Source organism: Alteromonas macleodii (assembly GCF_903772925.1).
In the GTDB taxonomy this organism is placed as follows: domain Bacteria; phylum Pseudomonadota; class Gammaproteobacteria; order Enterobacterales; family Alteromonadaceae; genus Alteromonas; species Alteromonas macleodii_A.
Genome location: NZ_LR812090.1, coordinates 1,428,034 through 1,453,505, shown reverse-complemented (window position 1 = coordinate 1,453,505; position 25,472 = coordinate 1,428,034). Strand labels below are relative to the sequence as shown.

The following is a 25,472-nucleotide window of genomic DNA, read 5'->3' as shown; positions in this document are numbered from 1 at the left end:
AAATCTATTGATACAGCTTTTGTTTATTAATTTTGCCTATAAATAGAAATGGGCGGAACGATACAAATGGTTTGAGGAGTAAGTATGTTACTAGCCAGTCTGGCTATTCTAATCGGTTTACCAGTACTGCTTTGGAGTGCAGGAAAATTTGTGGGTGGCGCCGCATCAGTCGCTAATCATTTTGGTGTTTCCCCCCTATTAATAGGTATGCTTATTATTGGGTTTGGTACGTCGGCTCCTGAAATCATCGTCTCCATCTTCGCTGCGTATCAGGGCAACTCGGGCATTGCGTTGGGAAATGCCTACGGCTCGAATATCGCAAACATTTTGCTAATTTTAGGCTTAACCGCCGTCATTAGCCCTATTGCGGTCAGATCGGAAATTATCAAAAAAGAATTGCCCGTATTACTGGGTATCACTTTTTTTGCTGTGTGGCAGGTATGGGATTTAACGGTTTCCAAAGATGATGCGTTTTCTTTGCTAGGACTATTTGTACTGCTGATTTCATGGAGTATCTATCATGCAATGAAAGGCGATAAAGACGCCCTCGCAGAAGAATACGACGAAGAAATCAACAGCAACGAAGGCACGGTTAAAACCCATGTTATATGGCTGATTGCCGGTTTGTTACTACTTGTTGCAAGCTCTCGCATGCTTGTGTGGGGCGCAGTGGAATACGCAACCTTCTTTGGTGTAAGTGATACGATTATCGGGCTTACGGTGATAGCCATTGGTACATCACTACCCGAACTCGCTTCATCATTAATGGCAGTTAAAAAAGGCGAGCATGATTTAGCGATTGGTAATGTGATTGGCTCTAATATGTTTAATACCCTAACCGTTGTGGGTATTGCAGGGACGATACAACCTATGACAGTAGGGGCTGAGTTCTTATACCGTGACGCTATGGTTATGTTTGTCTCTACCGTGGCACTTTTCATTTTCTGTATCGGTATTAAACGTCAAGGTCGTCTTAATCGTCTAGAAGGTGGAGCATTTGTGCTTGCCTACATTGCTTATACCTACTGGTTAGTTCAGGCAGCATTTATATAAGCCGCGAGTTGTAGAACGTAAGTAAAAATAGTTAACTGACAACAAAAAGCTTGGCTGCTCTACTGACGTAAAGTGCCAAGCTTTTTTGATCTTATCGCTATTAATTTCGTTAGTTAACCTGCGCTATAACCCCAGCGTAGTAGCAAGAGTAATCAAACTAATTGCCGCAATAGCAAACAAAATTATAAGGTTTACGCCGAAGGAGTCTGTGCGTCGACGATTGCGTCTTGCACGCATGACAATGCTGACAAGGCTTACTATTAAACATACCTGCAGCATAATAGTCATGGCAGACAAATGACCTTCAGACCAAGACGAGTCCCCTTCTATTCCCCAATACTGCTGAACGCCACTGATGAAGTCGGGCCTAGCGTAGTGAAACAATATAAGAACCACCACCATTCCCACCCAACCGAACACGTTGAGGCCAAGCATTACCTTATAAAAGGGTGTCTGTGAGCGCGGTGTCGAACGCCGTTCAGCTAGTTGCTCATAGGTCATAGAACGCCTATCAATATCGCCAGTTGCAGAGGATTGTGACGCCCGTTGCGATTCCCCCTGCGTTTGCTGCTGGTTACGTACCGACGTGCCTGAATCATTTTTATTTCCCATTTGTCACTCTGTTCTCTGGCATCCCGCTTTATGTTGGGTATACTAGCGTGCTATTGGATTGTATTTCATTGGTTATTTTTACATCGCCGAAGCGAATTCCGTTCGGTGTATCTCGTTATTTATATTTATTTCTATAATTCGCGATACATAAATGACATAAAGAAGTTAACCATTACTTCAAAGTGCATTTTACCGACATTAAACACTTATCGGCACAGCAATCCAAAACATTGACCATAAAGCAAATTTTAGTGCAATTTTTCATACATAGTTTATTGCACTGGGTTGATACACTCGATGCGTATTCGAGCAACAACATAAGATCAGTAAGACGGAGAAATTAACATGACGCATGCGCCCGTAGTTGACGTGCTTAAAGGTAAGTACGCCGTTGGCGAATCGGTAACCGTTAAGGGTTGGGTAAGAACACGCCGCGACTCTAAAGCGGGGTTATCATTTATTGCACTACACGATGGTAGTTGCTTCGATCCTGTACAAGTTATTGCGCTAAATTCTCTGTCAAATTACGCCGATATCCAGCGCCTTACTGCTGGTTGCTCATTGTCGGTAACCGGTACAGTGAAAGAATCGCAAGGCCAAGGGCAATCACTAGAAATTGATGCTACCGAGGTAGAAATTGTAGGTTTGGTTGAAAACCCTGATACCTACCCAATGGCGGCAAAGCGCCACAGCATAGAATATCTACGTGAATACGCACACCTGCGCCCGCGTACTAATGTTATTGGTGCGGTCACCCGTGTACGTAACTGTTTATCTCAAGCTATCCATCGCTTCTTCCACGAAAAGGGCTACTACTGGATCTCTACCCCAATTCTTACGGCTAGCGATACAGAAGGTGCAGGTGAAATGTTCCGCGTATCAACACTTGATATGATGAACCTTCCACTAGACGATAAAGGCAACGTTGATTACTCAGAAGATTTCTTCGGTAAAGAAACTTACCTAACAGTATCAGGTCAGCTTAACGTTGAAACATACTGTACGGCTATGTCTAAGGTATACACCTTCGGACCTACGTTCCGTGCAGAGAACTCAAATACCTCTCGTCACCTTGCCGAGTTCTGGATGATTGAACCTGAAGTGGCGTTTGCTGAATTAAAAGACGTAGCACAGCTTGCTGAAGACATGCTGAAGTATGTGTGTAAAGCGGTACTAGAAGAATTGCCTGATGATATGGCATTCTTCGCCCAGCGCATCAAAAAAGATGCGGTTGAGCGTTTAGAAAAGCTAGTTAGCTCTGACTTCGTTCGCATGGATTACACCGACGCTATTGAAATTCTTCAAAATTGCGGCAAGAAATTCGAATTCCCGGTTGAATGGGGTATTGATTTGTCTTCTGAGCATGAGCGTTACCTTGCCGAAGAGCATGTTGGTGCACCAATCATCATGCAGAACTATCCAAAAGATATTAAAGCCTTCTACATGCGTATTAACGATGACGGCAAAACCGTTGCAGCAATGGACGTGCTAGCGCCAGGTATCGGCGAAATTATCGGTGGTTCACAGCGTGAAGAACGTTTAGATGTATTCGACGCTCGTCTTGATGAAATGGGACTATCTAAAGAAGATTACGCATGGTATCGCGACCTTCGCCGCTACGGCACTGTACCTCACTCAGGTTTCGGTCTAGGTTTCGAACGTCTTGTTGCATACGTAACCGGCATGCAAAACGTACGTGACGTTATCCCATTCCCACGTACACCAGGTAACGCTAGCTTCTAAGCAGTGTTGCTGTACTAATGAAACGAAAGCTCGCAACAGTCTACTGTCGCGAGCTTTTTTATTTCTCCATCGCCTATGTGCTTTAATTCAGAAACTCATTTTGACTAAACTACTGCAACATAGTCGCGGCTCTAGCTTTATTCTCTTTTTCCCATTGCTTCGGCGACAAGCCATACATTCGCTTAAAATCTCGGCTAAATTGCGATGAGCTTACATAGCCGACATCCATCGCTGCAACACTTACATTTGTGCCGTCAGCTATACGTTTTGCCGCGTTGTTTAATCTCATCGATTTTACAAACTGGATAGGCGACATATTGGTGGCTTGCTTAAACTTACGATGAAATACAGCCTTACTCATTCCAACCTTGCTCGCCATATCGTCAATAGTGACATTCTCAGCCACATGGGAGGCCAGGTATTCAATAGCGCGCCCTATGGCGTTACCTAACCCAAAGCTACCTCTTACTGTGTTACCAGCCTCCCCTTTCAATACCGAGTAATACAGTTCACGTAAGCGTGCACTCGATAACATAGCTATATCGGTAGCGTTATCGGTGAGCAGAAGTAAGCGGTATAAAGCTTCGGTGAAATTAGCATCCCAATGTGCAGAAGCAATACCCGAGGGTACAGACGAAGCTGACGATTGACGAAAATTACCGCCTACACTTTCAAACTCTATGGCTAAATCAGTCATCATTCTGCTATTTAATGAAATATATACACCCAATAGAGGACTATCTTCCGAAGCGTCGGGAATACCCGCTTCTACAGGCATAGACATAGTGCAGCACGTGTATTTACTGGTATTAAACGTGTGCTTTTCTCCATTTAAAATAGCTTCCTTTCCACCGTAAACAATAGCGGTTAGTGACGGTTCGTACACCACAGGGCCACATTCGATGGGCTGTGTTATTTTAAAAAGTTGAACACCATCGATCCCGGTATCGTATAAACCGCTGCTTTCCACTTTATCTTCAATTAATTGCTTTATTAGTGCTTTGTTCATAGCGTTTTAAACCACTACCTCACCATTTATTTACGTTACGTGCTTTACTCTGTTTTTCGTTTTGCAATCTAGCAACAAATTTCACTCAAAACAACAAAGTGATACGAATAGGAAAATTTTAAAGAGCTTATCGCCTACTTAAGCGAAGCAATAGTCATTATATTACAAATATACAAATTTTAGTGACAGAAGGTGCTAAGCAGATGGCAAAGAGCAATCAATTTGGAAAAGGCGGGTGGACGCCTTCGCGTATTGAAAACGCAAAAGATAAGACATTTTTAATAACAGGCGCAAATACGGGCGCGGGGTATGAAGCAACACGAATTTTGCTTTCAAAAGGTGCGAAAGTAGTCATGCTGAACCGAAGCCCGAGCAAATCCCATGACGCTATCGCTACGCTAAAACAAGAGTTTGGCGACGATGCCAATGTCAGCTATATACGCCTTGACCTAAGCAGCCTTAATGCTGTGAGACAATCAGCTAAAGAAATTCTAACGCGCGTTCCAGTGATTGACGCGCTGATTTGTAATGCTGCTATTGCGCAGATTTCAACGCAACAATTCACTGAAGATGGCTTTGAAAGTCAATTAGGCGTTAACCACTACGGGCACTTTTTACTGTGCGGTTTGTTATTCGATCGTATTAATGAATCGAAGGGAAGCATTGTAGTCGTTGCCAGTGAAGGACACAAAATGGGGCTAAGAACCATGCAGTTTGACGACATGAACTGGGACAAAAATTACAACCCCAATAAGGTATACAGTCAGAGTAAACTGGCGCAAATGATGTTTGCGTACGAGCTTCAAGACAAAGTAAAAGCACATAACAAGCAAGTGAAGGTATTTGTGTGTCACCCCGGCGCTTCGAACACTACTCTTATACGAGAAAGCGCTAGCTTTTTAACACGCATTTCTTGGTCTTTTATGGTGAAAATAGGCTTGGCTCAATCTGCAGAGAAAGGCGCCTACCCTGAAGTGATGTGTGCCACCGAAGATAAAATTAAACAGCGTGCCTATTATGGTCCAACGGGTCTAATGAATTTTGGCGGTCCCGTTGGAGAATGTAAATTAGAGGATTTTGTCGTAGACAAAAAAGTGCTAACAAAGCTTTGGGCCGTGTCAGAAGAAGCAACAGGCTTTGCCTGGTCGTTTTAGCTGCTAAATTGAGTTTTCACAACATGATAAGTGCTGCCTTATTCTTAGGATTTTTTATGATGACATCTACGCCCGCAGAGCCTGCTTCGATTAATGGCACAAGCAAAGAAATTGAAAACACTGTGAGTACTTTTCAAGATTTAGAAGGTAATCGCTATAAAACCGTTAAAATAGGTAAACTTGAATGGTTTGCAGAGAACCTAAGAGCTACCCAATTTCAAGATGGAAGCCCTGTTGCATCAGGGTTTATTCCAAAAGATGACAAAAAGAACCTACTTAAATATGGAAGGCTTTATCATTGGCAAGACGTAAATGACCAGCGAAAGCTGTATCCTAGTGGATGGCGTATAGCTACCGATGAAGATTGGCAAAGTATGGAACGCGCTATTGGTATAGCACAAAGCGAGCTTTCGAAAGAGGGCTGGCGCGGAAATAATGATATTGCTATTACTTTAAAAGCAGAACAGCCTGATACTCTATTTAAAGAGTTTGATCAGGCTAAAGTTAATCAATCTCACTTTGGCGCTATGCCAGCAGGTGTAAAAATAGGCAACTGGTATATCACGCAAGGCATGTACACCGAGTTTTGGACAAGTACTAGCGCCACTGATAAAGAGGCGTACGCTCGCACCCTCGCCTATTCGTGGTGGAACTCACATAAGGGCGAAATTAGAAGAGCTAAGCTTAACAAAGACTATATGTCTAGCGTTCGTTGTGTACGAGATGCCAAGTAGCTATATACTCACGGCAGATACTCTTAAAGCGTAATCAAGGTATCGCCATTTGTACATTTAATCTAAACCGGCGATGGCCCTGCAAACTATGAACGAAAAAAGCAGGCCCTTTAATCGAGCCCAATAGCAGCTGAACGACAAGGCTCTACTGTATACGTGTAGCCAATTTCATCTTCGGGCGTTTGCGCTATTTGTAATATCTCGTAATCATTAAGCTCGATGACGCGCGTTCCTTCAGGGTGAGCACAGCGCGAACGTGAATCCGCTTCAAACTCATAGATAAAGCTAGCCAACGCTTGGCGTTGTGCCTTTTTATAGCGAATACTTTTTTCCTTGGCGTCGGTGATAAGCGCGGTTAAATCGTCTTCCAGTTCAGAAGTATCTTCCGCTTGTTTGTCATTGAGTAGAACCTCACTGTCCTCAATCGACGTTTCTGTCTCGTTTTCGATTGTGATCAGCTGGCTTGTGCTTTCAGCACTAAACTCGGAAAGTAGCCCTACTTGCCCTGCTAATACGCTAAGCTGAAGCGCTACACCTAATGTCCAAACAAACCGCGCCACAGCGGTAGACAAAACATAGCGATAACCAGGCTTATGCCACAGTTTTTGCACACCAAAGGGCTTGAGTAGTAGTAGAAAAAACAGATAAATAAAAATAACTAGCATTCCGCCAACGAGTGCCATTAACGTGGTGACAAAGAACCAACTTGGCACCATAAGTATGAGCGCGAAATTGTGGCTGTAGGGCAGCGCACCTGCGGAAACACCGGTTATGTTGTTTACTAACCCGCTAGCAGAAGCGAGAGCAAAATTGGCGATAACGGCATAGACAAACAGAATTACCGCTTTACCCGGTAAACTATTCCATAGCGCCATAAACCTTGGCCAAGTTTCACTTACAATACCACTAAGGGCAAAGCCAAACATGATCGTTTCAAACAAGCCACTTTTAACATCAAAAAAAAGCTGTAATAAAAGCATTGCAGTTGCCAGAAAGTAGCAACGCTGAGCAAAAGTGATACTTCCCCAAAAGCGCAAAAAGCCAATGCGCCTTTTTAGCAATAAGCGATTTCCTTGTTTTTTAACTTTTCTGTAGGTACCACGAATTTCGTTTGTTGTTTCCATCATTTAATCGTCAATTATTGTTGTTATGTTTCTGAACACGAATGACTTTACTTCCCGATGTGGCCGCAATACGCTATTCTGTTGAATTCAAAAAACAACGAGTTATTTCATCAAGCTACTCTCTATCATACATCCAGTGTATAAAAAGTGGCGCAATAAAATTTTATGGCTGAATCTAATACGTTATCTATAGTTTGTGAGCAATGCCATACTAAGGTTCACATACCCGCGCTAGCGCACAGACAAAGAGCAGTTTGCCCTGTTTGCAGCCACACGTTAGTTTCGTATCGCGTCGGTGCCAGCGAAAAGCTACTCGCTTATGCTTTCAGCGCGCTTATTTTTTTATTGCTCTCGTTACCCTTTAACTTTTTGACATTTAAAGCGAGCGGGCAGAAGCATAGTATCGACTTGCCAACGGGCATTACCGTGCTTATTGAAAATGACTACTTATCCCTTGCGATAATAACCAGTTTAGCCACGCTATTACTACCCGGAATGGTCCTCGCTGGCTTGTTACTGCTTTCTTTAGCTCAAATACAAAACCGTCGCCCCTTTTACTTGGCTAGACTGTATAAGCTGGTTAAAGCGCTTTTGCCATGGAGCATGGCTGAGATATTTCTAGTAGGAACCTTGGTCAGTCTAATTAAAATAACCGAGTTAGCCGATGTATCTATAGGGCTGTCGTTTTATGCGTTTGTCGGCTTTTCAGCATTTACTGCCCTTTGTATATATCAGTTCGACACGACAAGTTATGCCTTGTGGATGTCACAAGGTCAGCCTCCACAACCCAAACCCCTATGCGAAAAACAAGCGCAAGTGAGTATTCAGCGCACATGGGCATTATTGTTAACCGCTTGTATTTTATATATTCCTGCTAATATGCTGCCAATTATGTATACTGAATTTTTTGGTCAAGAAACACCAAATACCATTATTGGCGGTGTTATTTCACTTTGGGAATCTGGCTCGTATCCGGTTGCGATAATCATCTTAATTGCCAGCGTGGTTGTTCCGGTTGCGAAAATATTAATTCTTGCTTGGCTTAATTTTTCCGTACAGCGAGAGAAAACCACTTCAAAACAATTACGTATACGTTACTACCGCATTACCGAGGCAATAGGTCGCTGGTCGATGATAGACGTTTTTGTGGTAGCAGTACTGGTGTCTCTCATACAGATGGGAAACACTATGTCTATTTATCCGGGCCAAGCGGCACTCGCCTTTTGCGCCGTAGTATTTGTAACAATGATAGCCGCGATGACATTTGATTCGAGGCTTATTTGGCAGCAGTGGAAACAATTACCATGACCACAAACGATCCCAACATTAACGAGGCAAAAGTTAAGCCCACTTCATCAGTCTCTCGCATTTGGATTATTCCAATTCTTGTTATCGTTATTGGTGGCTGGATGGTTTATTACCAATGGAAAAACCAAGGCCCACTTATAACCATTGAACTTCAATCAGCTTCGGGTATTGAAGTAAACAAAACCCCAATAAAAGTGCGCGACTTAGACATTGGTCAGGTAAAGAAAATAACACTGAACCCCGACTTAAACGGTGTACTTGTTACGGCTAGAATTGATGCTAGTGCGACCCACCTGCTCAATGAAAATGCAAAATTCTGGGTGGTAGCTCCTCGTATTAGTTTTTCGGAAGTATCTGGGCTCAATACCCTTTTATCTGGTAGTTATATTGCGATGTCGGCTGACGACAAAGGCAAAGAGCAGCTGCATTTCACTGCGCTTGAGCGCCCACCCGTTACGCCGCCTGGTACCCCTGGCCTTCACGTTATGCTCAAAAGCGACGACGAGTTTGCCTATAAACCTGGCGACCCCATCATCTACAAGGGTTTTAAAGTTGGCGAGTTTGAAGATGCCACATTTAACATTGAAGAACGTGTCGTATATTACGACGCATTCATTGAAGCGCCCTACCACAAGCTAATTACTAACACGACCCGCTTTTGGGATGTCAGTGGCGTAAAACTTCTACTTGAATCAAATGGGGTCAGTGTAGAAACCGGAAGTTTAGAAACCTTATTAGCCAATGGCATTACCTTTGGCATTCCTGAAGGCGTACCAAAGGGTGAACAGGTATTAGACAACGCCTTTTTTACTATTTATGGCGACAGTACCTCTGCCTCAGATGCTCGTTTTAAAGTGGCAGCTGAATATCTTTTGCTCATCGATGAAAGTGTGAGAGGGCTCACTGTCGGAGCCCCCGTTGAATATCGAGGCATTGAGATTGGTAACGTCACAGCAATTAACTCGTTCCCTGCTGTTGAAGGAAACATTCTGGAAAGGGACTACCCTATTCCAGTGCTCATCAACATCTACCCAGGGAAGGCGCGACAACCTGATACCGAAGAAGGGCTAAGTGCCATAAAGCAGACCATTAGAAATTGGCTGCACCGAGATCTCAGGGCTTCACTTCGCATGGGTAATGTTTTGACCGGTGGTCTTTACGTAGACTTACAGCATGTTCCTGACGCCGACGCAGGCAATGAAATCGCCGTCATTAACGGTTATGAAGTAATTCCTACCGTAAGTAACGAGTTTACTCAGTTGACACAAAAAGCTGATGCGATCTTAGATAAAATTAACCAGCTACCCCTTAAAGAAATGGTTGAGAACGTACAGTTAGCCGTTGAAGATATGCGTCTAGCGGCAGAATCAGTAGAAACCGCGAGTGACGACTTCGATTTACTTATTGCAGATATTGATGCCAAAGCCCTTAACAGTAACCTTAATCAGGTTCTTGTGAGCCTCGATAGCCTGCTGAAAAATTACAGTGAGGGTGGCTTTAATCAATCTGAAATTAAAGAAACCGTCGATGCCTTACAAGAAACCATGCGCAATATTCAGCCGTTGCTTTTGCAATTAAATCAGTCTCCGAACAGCTTGATATTTTCCAAAGATGACGAGGCAGATATTCAGCCCAAGGCAAAGAATTGATGTGACTATTTAAGATGCTGCCTCACAAAACTGTACGCAAAATATTCAGCCTGGCGCAAAAAATGAATAGTAAAATGAATAGTGTAAATGAATAAGTCTGAAGATAGACAAGATATGCCCTAATTCTACTAATTGGGCATATACCCTACACTTTATTTTTGGAAAGATTGCAAAACCTACCCGATACTCAAGGTAGCGTACCCGTAAACAGGGAAGAAAGGATTAAATTATATGATAATGCAGGTTAAGACTTTTTCTTTCAATAAGGATAACAAATCGCTAAAAATCATTATTTTAGCTGTATTGTTTTCTTTTTTATCTGCATGCAGTAGCGCCCCTAATGCACTGACTTATTACTTACTTCACGCAACGAACGGTGCTTCTGTTTTAGAAGGCGAGGCGAAACAAAGCATCGTTTTAGATAAAGTAACATTGCCAGAGTATCTAAAGCATAGAGGCTTGGTGTATCAAACCAGCGACACTAATCTTCACATTTCTACCAGCCATTTATGGGCAGAACCCGTAGATGAAGGGCTTACTAAAGCCCTCGCTAGTGCTTTAAAAGCGAATAATGTAGCGCTTGTTCGCCCCGGCCATTACGCAAGTGAAGAAGCACCGCATATATCTTTATACATCAATGATTTTGTCAGCACATACGAAGGTGAAGTAATATTTTCCGGGCAATACGCAGTTTCGCGTGCTTCAGAAGCAGCCAGCATTCACTCATTTACGTTCAAGGCTCCGCTTAGCAACGATGGCTTTGCATCCAGCATAAAAGCCATGAGGTCAGCGATAGAAAAGCTGGCGGTAGATATGAATACAACGATTAACCAACAAAGCTAATTATGCTCAGCCGGTTAAAGCAATACGTATTCAGTGGCGTAAAAAGCCACCATAAAGACGAAACTAACAGGCGCATTATTGTGGTCAACTTGTTTGCCGCCGTTGGTATGTCTATTACGTTTTTGCTTGGAACTCGTGCCTTAATCGACGCGGAGTATTCGCTATCTACAACGCTTTATATTGCGAGTGTTGTTTTTGCCGTCTCGCAGCAGTTACAGGTACGCTTTTCTTCAGCTAGCGCTCGCACATGGTCTATTACGCTACTAATAAGCTGTTTGATGGTACTAACGTTACTTTTGATCATTACTGGTGGTAAAGACAACACTGGCCCACTTTGGATGTACCTGGTTCCACCGGTTACTATGTTTTTCGCTGGTTTTGTTCGCGGCCTACTGGCTCTTATCGCCTTTACAATTACCTGCGCAATCCTTCTATTTGGGTTTAACGATGCAGCCTTTGTTGCCAACTACACCTATGCGTTTAAAACTCGCCTACTCTACTCCTTTCTAACCGTGTCTTTTTTATCTGCTTTTTACGAATACAGCAGACAAAAAAGTTACGACACCGCACTCTACCTCAGTGAACAATTTGAGAGACAAGCTAAACACGACCATTTAACGAATTTGTTGAATCGACGTGGTGCCCAGCAGTGCTTAGACAGAGAATACGCAAGAATGCTACGCAGTAAACGTCCTTTCTCTGTTGCCATTGCCGATGTAGATAGATTCAAAAGCATAAACGATACCCTTGGTCACGAACAAGGCGATAAGGTGCTTCGACAAATTGCTAAAATCTTTAGCTCTCGGCTTCGCGCGCAAGATATACTCGCGCGATGGGGCGGTGAAGAATTTATGTTCATCTTTGCCGATACCGACGAAGCCGGTGCGGTGAACGCATTAGAAAGTATAAAAGAAGTACTCAGCAAGGCCCCATTGAATATAGATGGCAGTAAGATCCACGTCACCAGTAGCTTTGGCGTAAGTGAAGTCACAATTGATACAGATATCTCAAGTGCTATACGTCGTGCAGACCAAGCGCTTTATGTCGCAAAAGATAACGGTCGTAATCGTGTATGTGCCTCTTCCTCTATAAGCTCGTCACCTTTATCTAGCTCACCGCCTTTAAAAGTACGGTAATCAATAATTTTGTGTCCTTTACGCAAAATTGACTCATGTTTCGTTACATTTGCGCTGTATTCCTGAAACACTTTAGCGCTACACTATGTAAAGTATTCGCTATAAAAGTAGATTTAGCCATGAAATGGATGAAAGTTGCGTTACCTATTGGTGTCTTACTAGTAGGCTATTTAGGTATGAAAGGAATCGAAGCTTCTGCTTCCGACAGTGCGATTACCGAAGAGGTTGATACTCGCCCAACCGTCACTATTGAAGCGTTATCGCCAGAGGATGTGCGCGTTCAACTGACTTCTTATGGCGAAATCATGCCACTTGAGAGCACGAATCTTGCTGCGCAAGTATCGGGTGAAGTCGAGAGGTGGAACCCCAAGTTTGTAAGCGGTGGTTTAGTCAGGCGTGGCGAAACCCTGTTTGAAATAGAAGCCGATGCCTATGAAGCGGCCCTATTATTAGCAGAAGCAAACCTTGCAAGCGCCCAAGCACAGCTTATTCAAGAAGAAGCACAGGCAGAAGTGGCCGCCAAAGAAGCGAAAACAATGCCGAACGCACGGGTAACCGACCTATACCTTCGCAAACCGCAAGTTATGAGCGCAAAAGCTGGCGTTAAATCAGCCGAAGCCCAGCTCAAAATAGCAAAACGTGATTTAGATAACTGCAAGGTGAAAGCGCCTTACGATGCACTTATCGTATCAAGAGACATCAGCACCGGTGACTATGTTACACAAGGCTCCCCTGTTGCGGTTCTCAATAATATAGAGTACGCCGAAGCCACTTTCCCTATTGCTGGTTTTGACCGTGTTTTTCTTTCAGAAAACACAATAGGTAGTGAAATTGCGATAGAAGTTGACGATGTTCAGGGCGCTACTGTTAAAGGCACCATTCACAGAGATACTGGTGTGGTAGATAACACCACACGTATGAGCTATTTCGTAGCGCGTATCGAAGACCCTTACTCAATTAACTCAACCAAACCTATTGTTAAATTTGGTTCATACAGCACCATAGCTTTTGAAGGTAAAACGTTGAGTGACGTATACCGTGTACCACAGGAATTGGTAACCAATCGCATGCTGTGGACTCTTGACGATGAAGACCGATTGAAATCTCATAAAGTTGTGGTTGTCCGTGAAGAAAATGGCGACTTCCTCATACAAGGTGATTTCGACGCGAAAAAAGTGGTAATGAGTCTGCCTGAATACCCGCAAAACGGCATGCCGGTTAAGGTTATTGAGACTACGACTGAAATTGTGACAGCACAAGCTAACTAAGGAGCTGTCATGGAAAATCATAACAATACGCAAAGCGGCATTATTTCTTGGTTTGCAAGAAACTCTGTAGCGGCCAACCTTCTGATGTTCTTCATTATTGTCATGGGTATAGCCAGCTACTTTACTATTCAGCGTCAGATGTTTCCTAACATCGAAATTAATTATATTACCGTTGAAGCCAACTACCCTGGCGCTTCTCCGCAAGAAATTGAAGAAAGTATCTTCATCAAAGTTGAGGAAGCGGTAAAAGACATCACTGAAATTAAGCGTACTGTATCTAGAGCATTTCGGGGTGGCGGCGCAGTCACCTTGGAAATTGATACTAAAGCTGAACTGACTGACGTTTTAGACAAGGTTAAGCTTCGCGTAGACAGTATTGCTACCTTTCCAGCCGGCATGGAGCCTGTTAACGTTTCGCAAGTAGAGTTCCAGCAGCAAGTTATCGAAATGCCGATTGTTGGCGACTTGCCTTTATCAGAGCTAAAAGTGCTAGCTAAAGAAGTAGAAGATGAACTACTTCAGCTTGGCTCTATTTCCTTGGTGGAAGCCAATACGCCCGATGATGAAATTGCTATTGAAATTAAGCCCGATACGCTAAGAAAGTACGGCTTAACCATTGCCGATGTTACCCAAGCCATTAATAGTTATTCAGCAAATATCTCTGCAGGCCAGCTAAGAACTAATTCAGGAATAGTGTCAGTTCGCGTTGAAAATCAATACTACAGCGGCGACGAGTTCAAACAAATCCCAATTAAAATTGGCACTGGTGGCGCAAAAGTAACCTTAGGCGATGTTGCCTATATCAATGATGGATTTGTTGAGGGTGAACGTTACTTTAAGTACAACGGCATGAACGCCATCTACATCGCCGTTAAAGCCACTAAAACCCAAAACACTATTCCTGTAGCTGAAACGGTTAAAGCCTACATCGACCAGAGAAATGAGACCCTTCCTCAGGGCGTCAGCCTGGAAGTTTTAGTGGATATGACCTACTACCTTAACGCACGCTTAGACATGATGTTATCGAACCTTGTTCAAGGGTCTGTACTCGTCGCGTTTATGCTTACCCTTTTCTTGCGCTTTCGTTTAGCGCTATGGGTTATGGTCGGCCTACCGGTGTGTTTCTTAGGTGCAATGATGCTTATGCCGGTTTTCGGTGTAAGCATTAATATTCTTTCGCTCTTTGCGTTCATTATGGTGCTGGGCATCGTGGTTGATGACGCCATTGTTATTGGGGAAAGTGCCTACACCGAAATTGAAAGCAAGGGTGGCGGCGTTGATAACGTGGTTCGCGGCGCTAAACGCGTGGCTACCCCAGCTACCTTTGGTGTGTTAACTACCATCGCGGTATTTGCTCCATTTACACTGAGCAGTGGCCCTGAAGGTGCGTTCTTCTATAACATCGCTGTGGTAGTTATTTTGTGTTTGGTATTTAGTTTAATTGAGTCAAAACTAATCTTGCCCGCGCATTTAGCCCACACGAAATTCTCACCCGTAAGGCAAGATAGCTGGCGTGCACGCTTTAACAAAGGCTTCTTTGCTTTTGTTAATGGCCCGTACAAGCGCACTGTTACGAAAGCCATTGAATGGCGCTGGGCAGTACTTATGATGTTCGTGGCTATGTTAATGCTTAGCATGGGCCTGATTGGCGCGAACTATGTGCGCATGGTGCCAAACCCTAAAGTGCCTCACGACTTCCCTAGCGTAAAAATAGAGATGAACGAAAACGTTTCTGATCTAGCCACTATCAATGCGCTTAAAATTGTTGAGCAAACCATTCTTGATGTTGAAGAGCAGATCATTGATGAATTTGGCCAAGGCATGATTCGCGACCGACTCGCCTTTAACGAAGACAGCAATGAAGGGCGCATACTTACACCACTGGTTAATGAAGAAGACCGCCCTATCGACACCTTTGAGCTTGCCCGACGTTGGCGCGAAGCCATTCCTGAAATTACCGGTATGAAGTCTTTTACCGTAGTTGATGATGTAAACGGTGACGGTGACGACGGTGAATTCGGTTATCTACTATTTGGCCCAGACATTGACACCTTAAATGCGGCAGGCCTTAAGTTCATTGAAATGCTGCAGCAGCAAGAAGGCCTGTTTGACGTAAGCTCAACTATCGACCCACCGAGCAAAGAAGTACAAATGACCCTACTTCCGGTTGCCTACGATTTGGGGCTTACCCTTTCTAATATCGCCTCTCAGGTTGGTGCGGGCTTTTACGGCGGCGAAGCACAGCGTGTTATCCGCAACGGTGAAGAAGTTAGGGTCATGGTTCGCTATCCTGAACTTACCCGCGAACGTTTTGCTGACTTGAAGTACTCTTTAATTAAAACGCCTAACGGCCAAGAAGTAATGCTTGGTGACGTGGTTGCTTTAGAAGAAAAGCCTGGGATTAGCTACATTCGTCGTGAAGGTGGTTATCGCAGCGTTTATATCTGGGGCAACATTGATGAGGAAAAAGTTGAACCTAACGAGGTTGTCACTGAAATTCAAGACAAACTACTGCCTCAGCTTAAAGAGTCGTTCCCATCGGTCATGACTGAACTTGGCGGTGATATTGAAGAGCAGCAAGCACAGCAAAACGAGCAAATACTCTTCTTCTTAGCGGCCATGATCATGGTGTATATCCTTTTAGCTGTTCCGCTAAAAAGTTATGGGCAACCGCTTATCATTATGTCGGTTATTCCATTTAGCTTTACAGGTGCAGTGTTCGGCCACTTTGTACTAGGCCTAGACCTATCTATGATGTCTAACTTTGGCCTTATTGCAGCAGCGGGGGTTGTTATCAACGACTCGCTGGTTATGACGGACTTTGTGAATCAGCGCCGTGCACAAGGCTACAGTATAAAAGAAGCGGTAACTGAGGCCGGTACCGCGCGCTTTAGGGCAATTACGTTAACCTCAATCACTACATTTGCGGGCGTATTGCCAATTATGTTTGAAACTAGCCTACAGGCAGCATTTGTGGTACCTATGGCGGCTGCGCTTGGCTTTGCGGTGCTTTATGCTACTTTAGTAACACTCATCTTGGTACCTTGTTTGTACTTAATACTGCTAGATTTACGTGGTCCTTTTTCGTTCATAAAAAGAAAAGTATTACGCAGAAAATCTAGTAGCGAAGTCGAAAACAATAACACGGATCAAGCACATACACCTCAGCCTGCTGGCCCACTTGACTAGCAGTTAACTAACAACTGACTAGCGGATAGCACTCACTATATAGCCGTTCACTAGTTAGTGTTAGAAACGCACTTAACTTTTAAAAATGAGCCTTCGAGGCTCATTTTTTTTCAAGCCTATTGAAGAGAAAACACTATGAATAACGCAATTTCAATAAGACCAGCAACACCTGACGATATTTCACAAATTCGCCAATTCATTCTAGAACTTGCCATTTATGAAAAAGCTGAGCATGAAGTAGAAGCCTCTGAAGCGGCGCTTCTAAAGACACTATTTGGCGAAGGTGCCACTGCTCATTGCGTTATCTGCGAGAATAACAGCACACCTATCGGCTTTGCAGTGTACTTTTTTAATTATTCCACCTGGCAAGGTCGCAACGGACTTTATCTTGAAGATCTTTATGTTTCACCGAAATTTCGTGGCCTAGGTGCGGGTAAAGCGCTGCTGCAACATTTAGCAAAAACAGCTGTAGAAAACGACTGCGGCCGTTTTGAGTGGAGTGTTTTAGATTGGAATAAGCCAGCTATCGATTTCTATGAATCGTTAGGCGCAAAACCTAAGAGTGAATGGTTAGGCTATCGCATGGATGGACAGACTCTTATCGACTTCGCAAAACAGGCTTAACCCTGACTTGCTGACTTGCTGACTTGCTGACTTGCTGACTTGCTGACTTGCTGACTTGCTGACTTGCTGACTTAGACAGTATGAAGGTAAAACAGTGTTAGCTGCAAATACGCTAATAACGCCAGCGCAGCTTAAAAAACTTTTCTGCAAAATAAAAAAGCCATTCGCTTTCACGAATGGCTTTCAAATTCTATGGATAATCTTTCAGTTTTACTTAGAAAGAACCAATCAGAGATAAACGCGCGTTGATTGGTGCGCCAACTGTAACCTGATGCGTAGAGTGTGCATTAGGGAAGTAAAGCGTATCAGTTAAGTTTTCTACGTTTAGCTGAAGACGTGTTTTGTCGCTAAGTGTGTAGTACGCCGATGCATCAACACGGGTATAGCTTGGCAGTACAGGTGACGTAGCGCTTGTCGATACCTTGCTTTCGTCTTGGTATGTTGCGCCAATGCCGAAGCCAAATACTTCATTTACTTCATAAGTTGTCCAAACTGACATGGTATTTTCAGGTAGCTCACGAAGCTCCACGCCACTTGCATTCTCGCCGTCTAGGTTGCTGTAGTTAGCAGTAACGTACCACTTATCAGTGATATAACCTTGAAGCTGAAGCTCAAAACCTGATACATCTGAATCAACTTCTATGAAGCTCTCTGCATCGTTAGGGTCGTTATCAAGAGACGTTTGCTCATTTTCAAAGATAGCAGCCGTAAAGCTCATGCTCTCACTGAAGTCCCACTTAATACCAATTTCTTGGTTAGTGAAAGTATCTGGGTCAAGTGCGTCAGCATCACCGTTGATATTCGCATACTGCTCGCCACTGCGTGGTAAGAATGACTCGCTGTAGCTTGCATAAATTGAGATATTCTCTTGTGGCTTGTAAACAAGGCCCGCACGTGGCGATACTTCTTCGTCTTTTCTGCTGCGTGTTTCTGCTGCAACAACGTTAAACACTTCAATATCGAAGCTATCAAAACGTGCGCCTAGCACTAGGTCGAAGTTTTCTGATAGTGCAATTTCGTCTTGCACGTAGAAAGAGTAAACATCAAGGTCTACGTGTGTATCGTCGTTTACATCACTAAAAGTAGCAGTAACTGTTTCGCCAACTGAGTTAGTACCAGTTAGGCCTCTGAAACTAAGTGGGCGTGTTACATTAAACGCTTCTCTATCGCCATCTGTAGAATCAAATACAGGGTTATAACGGTCTTGATTCGACTTGGTATTAATAACCTCACCACCAAAGATAACCGTATGCTCAATACTGCCAGTTGCGAACTCGCCTACTAAGTTTGAAGACAAGATAAGGTTTTCACGCTGAGTAGTATCTACATAACCGTCAAGGGTTACCACTTCAGCGTCAGCGTCATAAGCCGCGGCGTAAAAGTTTGAGTAAACTTTGTCGTAGTCACCGTAAAAGGCGTTGAAGTTACCTTTTAAGCTGTCAGAAAACGTGTGTTCAACGTTTGCGCGAAATACGTCGGCACCTAGAGTTTGGTAGTTATTTTCTGGGTCGCCAAATACTATTTCTTCAAATGCTTCTACAGGTTCACCGTTTGCCGTTGGCACACCACGGTCAATGAAGCGCTCGTGATCGATATATTCGTATGACACATCAACAATGGTATCGTCGCTTACTTCAAAACGTGCAGTTGGGTTAAAACCATAGCGGTCGCCATCGTAAAAGTCACGGTGGTTATCAAGGCTTTCATACATTGCATTAATGCGAAGCGCAGACTTATCCCCTGTATCAACGTTGGTATCTAGTTGAAGGTTGTAAGCGCCAAAAGTGTTAGCAGAAACGTTGTAGTTTACGAATTTTTCGCCCGTTTTCGCTTTTTTAGATACTCGGTTTAGGATACCGCCCGTACCGCCACGGCCGAATAGCAATGCATTCGGTCCACGAAGAATCTCTACTTGTTCGACGTTGTATAGCGCACGATAGTACTGGACGTCGTCGCGATTACCGTCTAAGTAAAAGTCGGCTGTTGAACGTACACCACGAAATACCACTGCATCGCGGTGACCTTCGCCTTGAGATGTATTAACACCTGGTGCGTAGTCAATAATTTGTCCAATGCTTGTAATACCGCGAGCCGTAATTTCTTCAGCGGTGATAATTGACAAGCTTTGCGGCACATCGAGGATAGGCGTTGGGCTCTTAATAGAGTTAGACTGGTTAACCGAAAGGTATTTACCTTCTACCGTCAGTCTTTCAATGTCTTCCATATCAGCAGCAAATACAGCTGGGCTTAACATTATCGCAGTGGCAATACTCGTAAGTTTGAATTTCAAAATTACTCTCCAAGTGTTCTTCAAAGTGTTGTGTGTTTGTTGGCAACCAAGAACCTTATTATTCGGCAATACTTTTTTAAGTCGCTAGCTCTTCCAAACCGCTTAACTTTTCATTCCTTTTGCAATTGCAAATAATAATAGTTGCTATTTGTGGTCTGGATAATATAGAAAAAATGTCAAAATGACGAGAGCAAATACATCAAAATTTAAAAACTCTTTATAAATTTTCTTAATCTTTAGTCTAAAAAAACGCTAAACAGCACGCTTATCAAACAGAAAAAATAAAAATTCACAAATTTTGTCTCAGAAAGATTAAGAAAAGGTTAATTAAGGGGATTTTTGAAAACTTGCCTTATTTATCAGGCTTTGCCGCATTAGCACCGGCGATTTGAGCTTCACTATTTTTAAGCGTTTAAATCTAAAAGCAGCTGTTGTGTTTCAACACTGTTTGGCTTGCCTGCCAAATAATTCACTCAAAATCTGTCGAGCACAATGAACTTATAGTGCTGTGTACGTGTTAAGCGATGAAGTGATGGGTGAATGCCGTTTGGCACGCAAAAGAATAACGATATCGGCGTTTTTAATGCACGGTCTGGTCGGTTACGACGCTATAAGGGGATTGGGTCGTAATGGTATTAAATTGCATGGATCTTAGGTTGGAGGCACATTAGGGTAATGTATTAGTTATGTATTCAGAACCCGTGTAGGCTTTAAAGCGTTTGAAAAAGCCAGCCGCTACGCCGTAGCATAACGGCTCAGGATGAGCGCGACGGTATTTTTCGCTACATCTTTTTTGTCATTATCGGTCAAGGTATCTTCAATTTTAAAAAGCTGAGGCCAAAAGCACTTTCCTTTAACTAAGCTGTCAATTTCCTCAACAACCCGGTCTAAATCATCAAAAGCGAGTCTGTTATCTGCTTTAGCATCTTTCAAGAAACGATGCATTGCCGTTTCTTGGGCTTTTAGCTGTGCGACTTCATCTTTTAGCTTATCTGGCTCGTAAAAGAAATGGCCAATAGCCACGCGAGCTAGGTCTAAATGGGACTCGCTCACTAAAAACTCTATGTCTTGTAAGATAAAGTCTTCAAGCTGTTCGTCTAGCGGAAGCGCGCTATCGTATTCTTTATTTATATTGAGAATTGCTGATTGCCACTGCTCTGTAACCAAGTGCATCACCAACTCTTCTTTGGTAGAGAAATGGTTATACACAGTGCGCTTTGACACATTCGCCAGTTCAGCCAGCTTATCCATGCTGGTGCCGTTTACGCCAAACTCTTGAAAGGCCTGAGTAGCAGCCTGAATGATGGCTTCGCGTTTTATATCGCTACGCGTTCTCGTATTGCCTACCATATCGAAACTCTCAAAATAAATCCCCTTAGCCTTGCTGGTTATTGCGATTAACCATTTTACACCGAACAGTTTACTTTTCAATGCGACCGCACTAAAATGCACTCACTAGTTTACTTTAGGTAATAACTGCTTATTCGCGCTTGAGTTTAAGCGTCACTACTTAACGTTCTCATGTCTATACTTCATTTACCCTGACAATGGATTACACACACCTATGTCCGTAATGCGATTCTCTCACATTCTATTTTTAAGCGTTTTATTGGTTTCAACCTTAAGTGCATGCTCTTCAGAAGAACCTGTGGAGCAACAATCAAAATCTGCGCCTCGTTACGTCAAATTGGCTACCGTTAGCAACATTCCAGATTTTGACGAGTTTACTTTCCCCGCCGTTGTTTCGGCGGTTAAAACCGTAGATTTAAGCTTTGAAGTTTCAGGTCGACTTATTCAAACCGACTTAGTGACAGGTAGCGATATTGAAAAAGGAAAGTTGCTGGCCACTATCGACCGTAAACCGTTTGAGCGCCGCGTGGAAGAGTCGAAGACACGTTTAGACCAAGCAAAACGCGAACTAGATAGAATTGAAAAAATGTTTGCACGAAAGCTTCTTGCACAAAGCGCGCTCGATACTGCGAAAACATCTTATGAGCTTGCGGTTATCGACCTAAAAAATGCAGAGCAAGATTTAAGTTACACTCAGCTCTATGCCCCGTTCGACGCAAAGGTGTCACAACGCCTTGTTGAAAACAACAGCTTTGTTGCTGCGGGCACTCCTATTGCTCGCCTTCAAGATGTGTCAAAAATCTACTTTAATATCAATGTTCCTGAACGCCTGCTAACGGCCAATATTGGTCGTGGGATCAAACAAGCTAGTGCGACCTTAGCCACAAATCGCAACCAGTGGTACCCCGTAAATTATGTAGAGCACTCAACACAGCCTGATCCTGTGTCGCAAACCTATGAAGTGGTGTTTGCGATGGAACCTCGTGAAGAGTTGCCACTAACTCCAGGTGCCCGAGCGGTAGTAAAAGTAAGCCTTCAAGGTAGCCTATATCCTGAAGGCTTCGTTGTGCCGGTAAGATCCCTTGTAGGTGACGAAAACTCAGGCTTTGCAGTTTGGGTGTATAACGACGAAACAAGTTCGGTGGTAAAAACACCTGTTGACGTAAAGCATATAGAAAACGAACTCGCGATTATTAAGGGTAAAGGCCAGGGCGATATATCACTGGGCCTTCAAGTGGTTGCTGCTGGAGCAACACAAATGCGTGCAGACATGAAAGTACTTCCTTACCAAGGAGAGAAGTAATTTATGGATATCGCACGTTATTCAATTGATAAGCCCGTCAACATTTGGCTGATGGTGGTCATTCTGCTTTTAGGCGGCATTTTAGCTATGAGTAAGATAGGCCGTTTGGAAGACCCTGCCTTTACTATTAAACAAGTAAAGGTATACACCAGCTACCCTGGTGCCAGTGCTGAAAAAGTAGAGCGCGAAGTCACCGAACGCTTAGAAATTGCCATTCAGCAAATGCCGCAGTTAAAAGAAGTGACGTCAATTTCATCACCCGGCCTTTCAGAAATTACGGTTGAAGTTAAAAGTACTTACGACAGTAATTTATTGCCGCAGATTTGGGATGAGCTAAGAAAGCGTCTTCGCGACACTGCAAGTTCACTTCCCACCGGCGCACAAGCCCCCATCGTCTTCGATGATTTTGGTGATGTGTATGGCCTTTACTACGCCTTAAGTGCACCAGATTTTGACACTCGTGAACTTCGCGAATTTGCACGGGTTATCCGACGTGACTTACTTACTACAGAAGGGGTCGCCAAAGTAAATGTAACTGGTGTTCAAAAAGAGCAGATAGTGGCGTATATCAACCCCTATCAGCTGGCAGGCTTGGGCATTTCATTTCCCGATCTCGCCGCCCTTTTCGAAGATAACTTACGGCCCTTTAACGGCGGTCGGATTAAAGTAGACGAAAAGAATGTGCGTTTAATTGTAGAACGCGCACCTGACAGGCTTGAAGAAATCTCAAACCTTTCAGTAGTAGTGCCGGGCACTAACCGTTCACTTAGAGTTGCCGATATTGCCACATTAAAATTAGAGCCTGCGGACATACAGCCTGTTCATGTGCGCTACAACGGTGAAGAAGCGTTAACACTTTCTGTCTCAGCTCTCACTGACGTGAATATTGTTGATGTGGGCGAACGAGTGAATGCAAAGGTGGAAAAGCTACTTCAAGAGCTACCTGTTGGTATTACGCTCACCCCAATTTATGATCAGGCCTCTGTGGTCGATGAGTCTGTAACAGGTTTTATTAATAACCTAGTGATGTCGGTAGCCGTTGTTACGTTAACCCTATGTTTATTTATGGGCTGGCGCTCTGGTGTGGTCGTTGGCTCAGTACTGCTTGTAACCGTGCTAGGTACAATTCTGGTTATGTGGCTAATGGATATTCAGCTTCAGCGAATATCTCTTGGTGCTATGGTTATCGCTATGGGCATGCTGGTTGATAACGCTATTGTTGTTGCCGAAGGTATGATGCTGCGCATGGCCACAGGCTCTACAGCTAAAGAATCTGCCAGCTTTATTGTTAAACGTACTCAGTGGCCTCTGCTAGGCGCAACCGTTATTGGTATTGCGGCATTCTCAGGCATCGGCCTTTCCAACGATGCCACCGGGGAGTTCCTCTACTCTTTGTTTGCCGTTGTCTTGGTTTCACTGATGATAAGTTGGGTATTGGCCGTTACCTTAGTACCAGTGTTGGGCGCATACTTTTACCGCAAAGGTATTGGTCAAACTACTGGCAAAGAACTCTCGGCATCACAGCGCTGGTTCAAACGCACGTTACTTGGCGCGCTTAAACTTCGGTGGGTCACTATTGGTGTGCTATTTGTCATCACCATTGTGGCTTATGGAAGCTTTGGCATGGTTAAACAGGGCTTCTTCCCACCATCAAATGCGCCGCTATTCTTTGTGCATTACTGGGGGCCGCAAGATAGAGATATACGCGCTACTGAAGTCATTGCCAAAGAAGCAGAAGCGCGTATTTTAGAAATGGAAAATGTAACGGCTGTCACCACCTTTATCGGGCAAGGCGCAGATCGTTTCACCCTCACTTATGCGCCTAAAAGTGCTAACGAGAACTATGCCTTTTTCATGGTTCGCGCCAATGAACTGGACAATATTCCGGCCATTCAGTCGGCGCTGGCCGACAAACTCACCGACCTAGATTTCGACGCAAGCTTTTACATGGAGCGCATGCAGTTTGGGCCCGGTTCGGGGGCAAAATTAGAAGCCCGTTTCTCGGGCCCTGATACCGAAGTGCTTCGCACATTGGCTGAAGAGGCTAAAGCCTTACTGTTTGCCGACGGACAAGTGAAAGACGTACGTCACAACTGGCGAGAAAAAGGCTTTGCCATTAATACGCAGTTTGACAATTACAACGCTGGCATTGCTGGAGTTTCACATAGTGACTTTAGCCAAACCATACAGTATGCAAGTAGCGGCGTTCAGCTAGGTACAGTGCAAGATGGCGACTATGCCTACAACATTATTGCAAAAATGGGCAAGGCAGAAGATACCGAACTTCAGTCAATACGCGAATCGCAAGTATGGTCTACACAGCAGCGACAGTACGTGCCTTTTACACAGGTGTCGCAAGGCCTAGATCTAATGACCGAAGAAATGCGTATTCATCGCCGCGACCGTGTGCGCACCATTACCGTAGAAGCTGAACCAGGCGATCATGAAACCGCGGCTAAAGCCTTGGCTAGAATTCGCCCTCTTATTGAAGATATTGAGCTACCGGCAGGGTATTCACTGGAATGGGGCGGCGAGTTTGAAAGCTCTAGCGATGCACAAAAAGCACTTGGCGCCGGATTGCCCGCCGGCTTTTTAGTCATGTTTATTATCTCGGTATTGCTATTTGGTCATGCGCGCCAGCCACTTATCATTTGGCTTGTGGTACCTATGGCCGTGGTCGGTGTTGTGACAGGACTTCTTAGTACTGATATGCCCTTTGGCTTTATGTCACTACTCGGCTTCTTAAGCTTGTTTGGAATGCTTATTAAGAATGCCATAGTGCTTATTGAAGAAATTGACCTTCAAATAGAGGAAGGTTTAGCTATCAGGCAAGCCATTGTTGACGCTACTATCAGCCGTGTACGCCCGGTATCATTAGCCGCGGTAACGACTATTTTAGGGATGGCACCGCTGCTATTTGACGCCTTTTTTGCAGATATGGCAGTGACCATTATGGGCGGATTAGCGTTTGCCACAGTGCTTACGCTTATCGCTGTACCCGTGCTTTATAGCCTGCTGTTTAAAGTTAGCTATCGCAAGAGCTAATACTTATTTGGTAGTGGTCTCTCTATCGGACATTTGAC

18 protein-coding genes are annotated in these 25,472 nt (G+C 43.9%); 13 read left to right on the top strand and 5 right to left on the bottom strand.

What is annotated here, in order from left to right; all coding sequences use genetic code 11:
• Positions 1-84 precede the first annotated feature (84 nt).
• A complete protein-coding gene (locus tag PCAR9_RS06320) occupies positions 85-1,053 on the top strand; it encodes a calcium/sodium antiporter (protein ID WP_179982873.1) in 969 nt (322 codons plus the stop codon).
• A gap of 123 nt (positions 1,054-1,176) precedes the next feature.
• Here PCAR9_RS06320 and PCAR9_RS06315 read toward each other — a convergent pair whose 3' ends face one another.
• Positions 1,177-1,554, bottom strand: a complete 378-nt coding sequence (locus tag PCAR9_RS06315; protein ID WP_420000789.1) for a hypothetical protein — start codon at positions 1,552-1,554, stop codon at positions 1,177-1,179.
• A 456-nt stretch (positions 1,555-2,010) separates the two neighbouring features.
• Here PCAR9_RS06315 and asnS point away from each other — a divergent pair, with 456 nt between their 5' ends.
• A complete protein-coding gene (gene asnS, locus PCAR9_RS06310) occupies positions 2,011-3,408 on the top strand; it encodes an asparagine--tRNA ligase (RefSeq protein ID WP_179982871.1) in 1,398 nt (465 codons plus the stop codon).
• A gap of 109 nt (positions 3,409-3,517) precedes the next feature.
• Here the strand turns inward: asnS and PCAR9_RS06305 are convergent, their stop codons facing one another.
• Positions 3,518-4,417 carry an AraC family transcriptional regulator gene (locus PCAR9_RS06305; RefSeq protein ID WP_179982870.1) on the bottom strand — a complete coding sequence of 300 codons (900 nt, stop codon included), beginning with the start codon at positions 4,415-4,417 and terminating at the stop codon, positions 3,518-3,520.
• A 203-nt stretch (positions 4,418-4,620) separates the two neighbouring features.
• Here PCAR9_RS06305 and PCAR9_RS06300 point away from each other — a divergent pair, with 203 nt between their 5' ends.
• Positions 4,621-5,571 (top strand): SDR family oxidoreductase, encoded by a 951-nt coding sequence (locus PCAR9_RS06300; protein ID WP_179982869.1) that lies wholly within the window; start codon positions 4,621-4,623, stop codon positions 5,569-5,571.
• 56 nt (positions 5,572-5,627) lie between these two features.
• Positions 5,628-6,305 (top strand): fibrobacter succinogenes major paralogous domain-containing protein, encoded by a 678-nt coding sequence (locus tag PCAR9_RS06295; protein WP_179982868.1) that lies wholly within the window; start codon positions 5,628-5,630, stop codon positions 6,303-6,305.
• Positions 6,306-6,415: 110 nt separating this feature from the next.
• On the opposite strand, the gene PCAR9_RS06290 is transcribed toward PCAR9_RS06295, so the two are convergent.
• Positions 6,416-7,432 carry a hypothetical protein gene (locus tag PCAR9_RS06290; protein ID WP_232091131.1) on the bottom strand — a complete coding sequence of 339 codons (1,017 nt, stop codon included), beginning with the start codon at positions 7,430-7,432 and terminating at the stop codon, positions 6,416-6,418.
• A gap of 162 nt (positions 7,433-7,594) precedes the next feature.
• On the opposite strand from PCAR9_RS06290, the gene PCAR9_RS06285 reads away from it, so the two are divergent.
• The 7 genes from PCAR9_RS06285 (at position 7,595) to PCAR9_RS06255 (ending at position 17,446) form a co-directional block, all read left to right on the top strand.
• Entirely contained in the window at positions 7,595-8,737 is a 1,143-nt protein-coding gene (locus PCAR9_RS06285) for a paraquat-inducible protein A (RefSeq protein ID WP_179982867.1), read from the top strand.
• A complete protein-coding gene (gene pqiB, locus PCAR9_RS06280) occupies positions 8,734-10,386 on the top strand; it encodes an intermembrane transport protein PqiB (protein ID WP_179982866.1) in 1,653 nt (550 codons plus the stop codon). The genes PCAR9_RS06285 and pqiB overlap by 4 nt, the downstream gene beginning before the upstream one ends.
• A 231-nt stretch (positions 10,387-10,617) precedes the next feature.
• Positions 10,618-11,229, top strand: a complete 612-nt coding sequence (locus PCAR9_RS06275) for a PqiC family protein (RefSeq protein ID WP_179982865.1) — start codon at positions 10,618-10,620, stop codon at positions 11,227-11,229.
• Between the two features lie 2 nt (positions 11,230-11,231).
• Positions 11,232-12,365 (top strand): GGDEF domain-containing protein, encoded by a 1,134-nt coding sequence (locus PCAR9_RS06270; RefSeq protein ID WP_179982864.1) that lies wholly within the window; start codon positions 11,232-11,234, stop codon positions 12,363-12,365.
• Positions 12,366-12,484: 119 nt separating this feature from the next.
• Positions 12,485-13,633, top strand: a complete 1,149-nt coding sequence (locus PCAR9_RS06265; protein ID WP_179982863.1) for an efflux RND transporter periplasmic adaptor subunit — start codon at positions 12,485-12,487, stop codon at positions 13,631-13,633.
• Positions 13,634-13,642: 9 nt separating this feature from the next.
• A complete protein-coding gene (locus PCAR9_RS06260) occupies positions 13,643-16,822 on the top strand; it encodes an efflux RND transporter permease subunit (RefSeq protein ID WP_179982862.1) in 3,180 nt (1,059 codons plus the stop codon).
• A 135-nt stretch (positions 16,823-16,957) separates the two neighbouring features.
• Entirely contained in the window at positions 16,958-17,446 is a 489-nt protein-coding gene (locus PCAR9_RS06255; RefSeq protein WP_179982861.1) for a GNAT family N-acetyltransferase, read from the top strand.
• 214 nt (positions 17,447-17,660) lie between these two features.
• Here the strand turns inward: PCAR9_RS06255 and PCAR9_RS06250 are convergent, their stop codons facing one another.
• Positions 17,661-19,736 carry a TonB-dependent receptor gene (locus PCAR9_RS06250; protein WP_179982860.1) on the bottom strand — a complete coding sequence of 692 codons (2,076 nt, stop codon included), beginning with the start codon at positions 19,734-19,736 and terminating at the stop codon, positions 17,661-17,663.
• A 735-nt stretch (positions 19,737-20,471) separates the two neighbouring features.
• Complete coding sequence (locus PCAR9_RS06245) at positions 20,472-21,086, bottom strand: TetR/AcrR family transcriptional regulator (RefSeq protein ID WP_179982859.1); 615 nt, start codon at positions 21,084-21,086, stop codon at positions 20,472-20,474.
• A gap of 214 nt (positions 21,087-21,300) precedes the next feature.
• Between PCAR9_RS06245 and PCAR9_RS06240 the strand changes: the two genes are divergently transcribed.
• Entirely contained in the window at positions 21,301-22,389 is a 1,089-nt protein-coding gene (locus PCAR9_RS06240) for an efflux RND transporter periplasmic adaptor subunit (protein ID WP_179982858.1), read from the top strand.
• Between the two features lie 3 nt (positions 22,390-22,392).
• Positions 22,393-25,434 carry an efflux RND transporter permease subunit gene (locus tag PCAR9_RS06235; RefSeq protein ID WP_179982857.1) on the top strand — a complete coding sequence of 1,014 codons (3,042 nt, stop codon included), beginning with the start codon at positions 22,393-22,395 and terminating at the stop codon, positions 25,432-25,434.
• Positions 25,435-25,472: the final 38 nt, after the last annotated feature.

Bases quoted from the DNA above. Each gene is read 5' to 3' on its own strand.
- PCAR9_RS06245 (WP_179982859.1), bottom strand. From the start codon at position 21,086: ATGGTAGGCAATACGAGAACGCGTAGCGATATAAAACGCGAAGCCATC.
- PCAR9_RS06315 (WP_420000789.1), bottom strand. From the start codon at position 1,554: ATGACCTATGAGCAACTAGCTGAACGGCGTTCGACACCGCGCTCACAG.
- PCAR9_RS06285 (WP_179982867.1), top strand. From the start codon at position 7,595: ATGGCTGAATCTAATACGTTATCTATAGTTTGTGAGCAATGCCATACT.
- PCAR9_RS06240 (WP_179982858.1), top strand. From the start codon at position 21,301: ATGTCCGTAATGCGATTCTCTCACATTCTATTTTTAAGCGTTTTATTG.
- PCAR9_RS06320 (WP_179982873.1), top strand. From the start codon at position 85: ATGTTACTAGCCAGTCTGGCTATTCTAATCGGTTTACCAGTACTGCTT.
- PCAR9_RS06270 (WP_179982864.1), top strand. From the start codon at position 11,232: ATGCTCAGCCGGTTAAAGCAATACGTATTCAGTGGCGTAAAAAGCCAC.
- PCAR9_RS06255 (WP_179982861.1), top strand. From the start codon at position 16,958: ATGAATAACGCAATTTCAATAAGACCAGCAACACCTGACGATATTTCA.
- PCAR9_RS06290 (WP_232091131.1), bottom strand. From the start codon at position 7,432: ATGATGGAAACAACAAACGAAATTCGTGGTACCTACAGAAAAGTTAAA.
- PCAR9_RS06295 (WP_179982868.1), top strand. From the start codon at position 5,628: ATGATGACATCTACGCCCGCAGAGCCTGCTTCGATTAATGGCACAAGC.
- PCAR9_RS06260 (WP_179982862.1), top strand. From the start codon at position 13,643: ATGGAAAATCATAACAATACGCAAAGCGGCATTATTTCTTGGTTTGCA.
- PCAR9_RS06235 (WP_179982857.1), top strand. From the start codon at position 22,393: ATGGATATCGCACGTTATTCAATTGATAAGCCCGTCAACATTTGGCTG.
- PCAR9_RS06265 (WP_179982863.1), top strand. From the start codon at position 12,485: ATGAAATGGATGAAAGTTGCGTTACCTATTGGTGTCTTACTAGTAGGC.
- asnS (WP_179982871.1), top strand. From the start codon at position 2,011: ATGACGCATGCGCCCGTAGTTGACGTGCTTAAAGGTAAGTACGCCGTT.
- PCAR9_RS06305 (WP_179982870.1), bottom strand. From the start codon at position 4,417: ATGAACAAAGCACTAATAAAGCAATTAATTGAAGATAAAGTGGAAAGC.
- PCAR9_RS06275 (WP_179982865.1), top strand. From the start codon at position 10,618: ATGATAATGCAGGTTAAGACTTTTTCTTTCAATAAGGATAACAAATCG.
- PCAR9_RS06300 (WP_179982869.1), top strand. From the start codon at position 4,621: ATGGCAAAGAGCAATCAATTTGGAAAAGGCGGGTGGACGCCTTCGCGT.
- pqiB (WP_179982866.1), top strand. From the start codon at position 8,734: ATGACCACAAACGATCCCAACATTAACGAGGCAAAAGTTAAGCCCACT.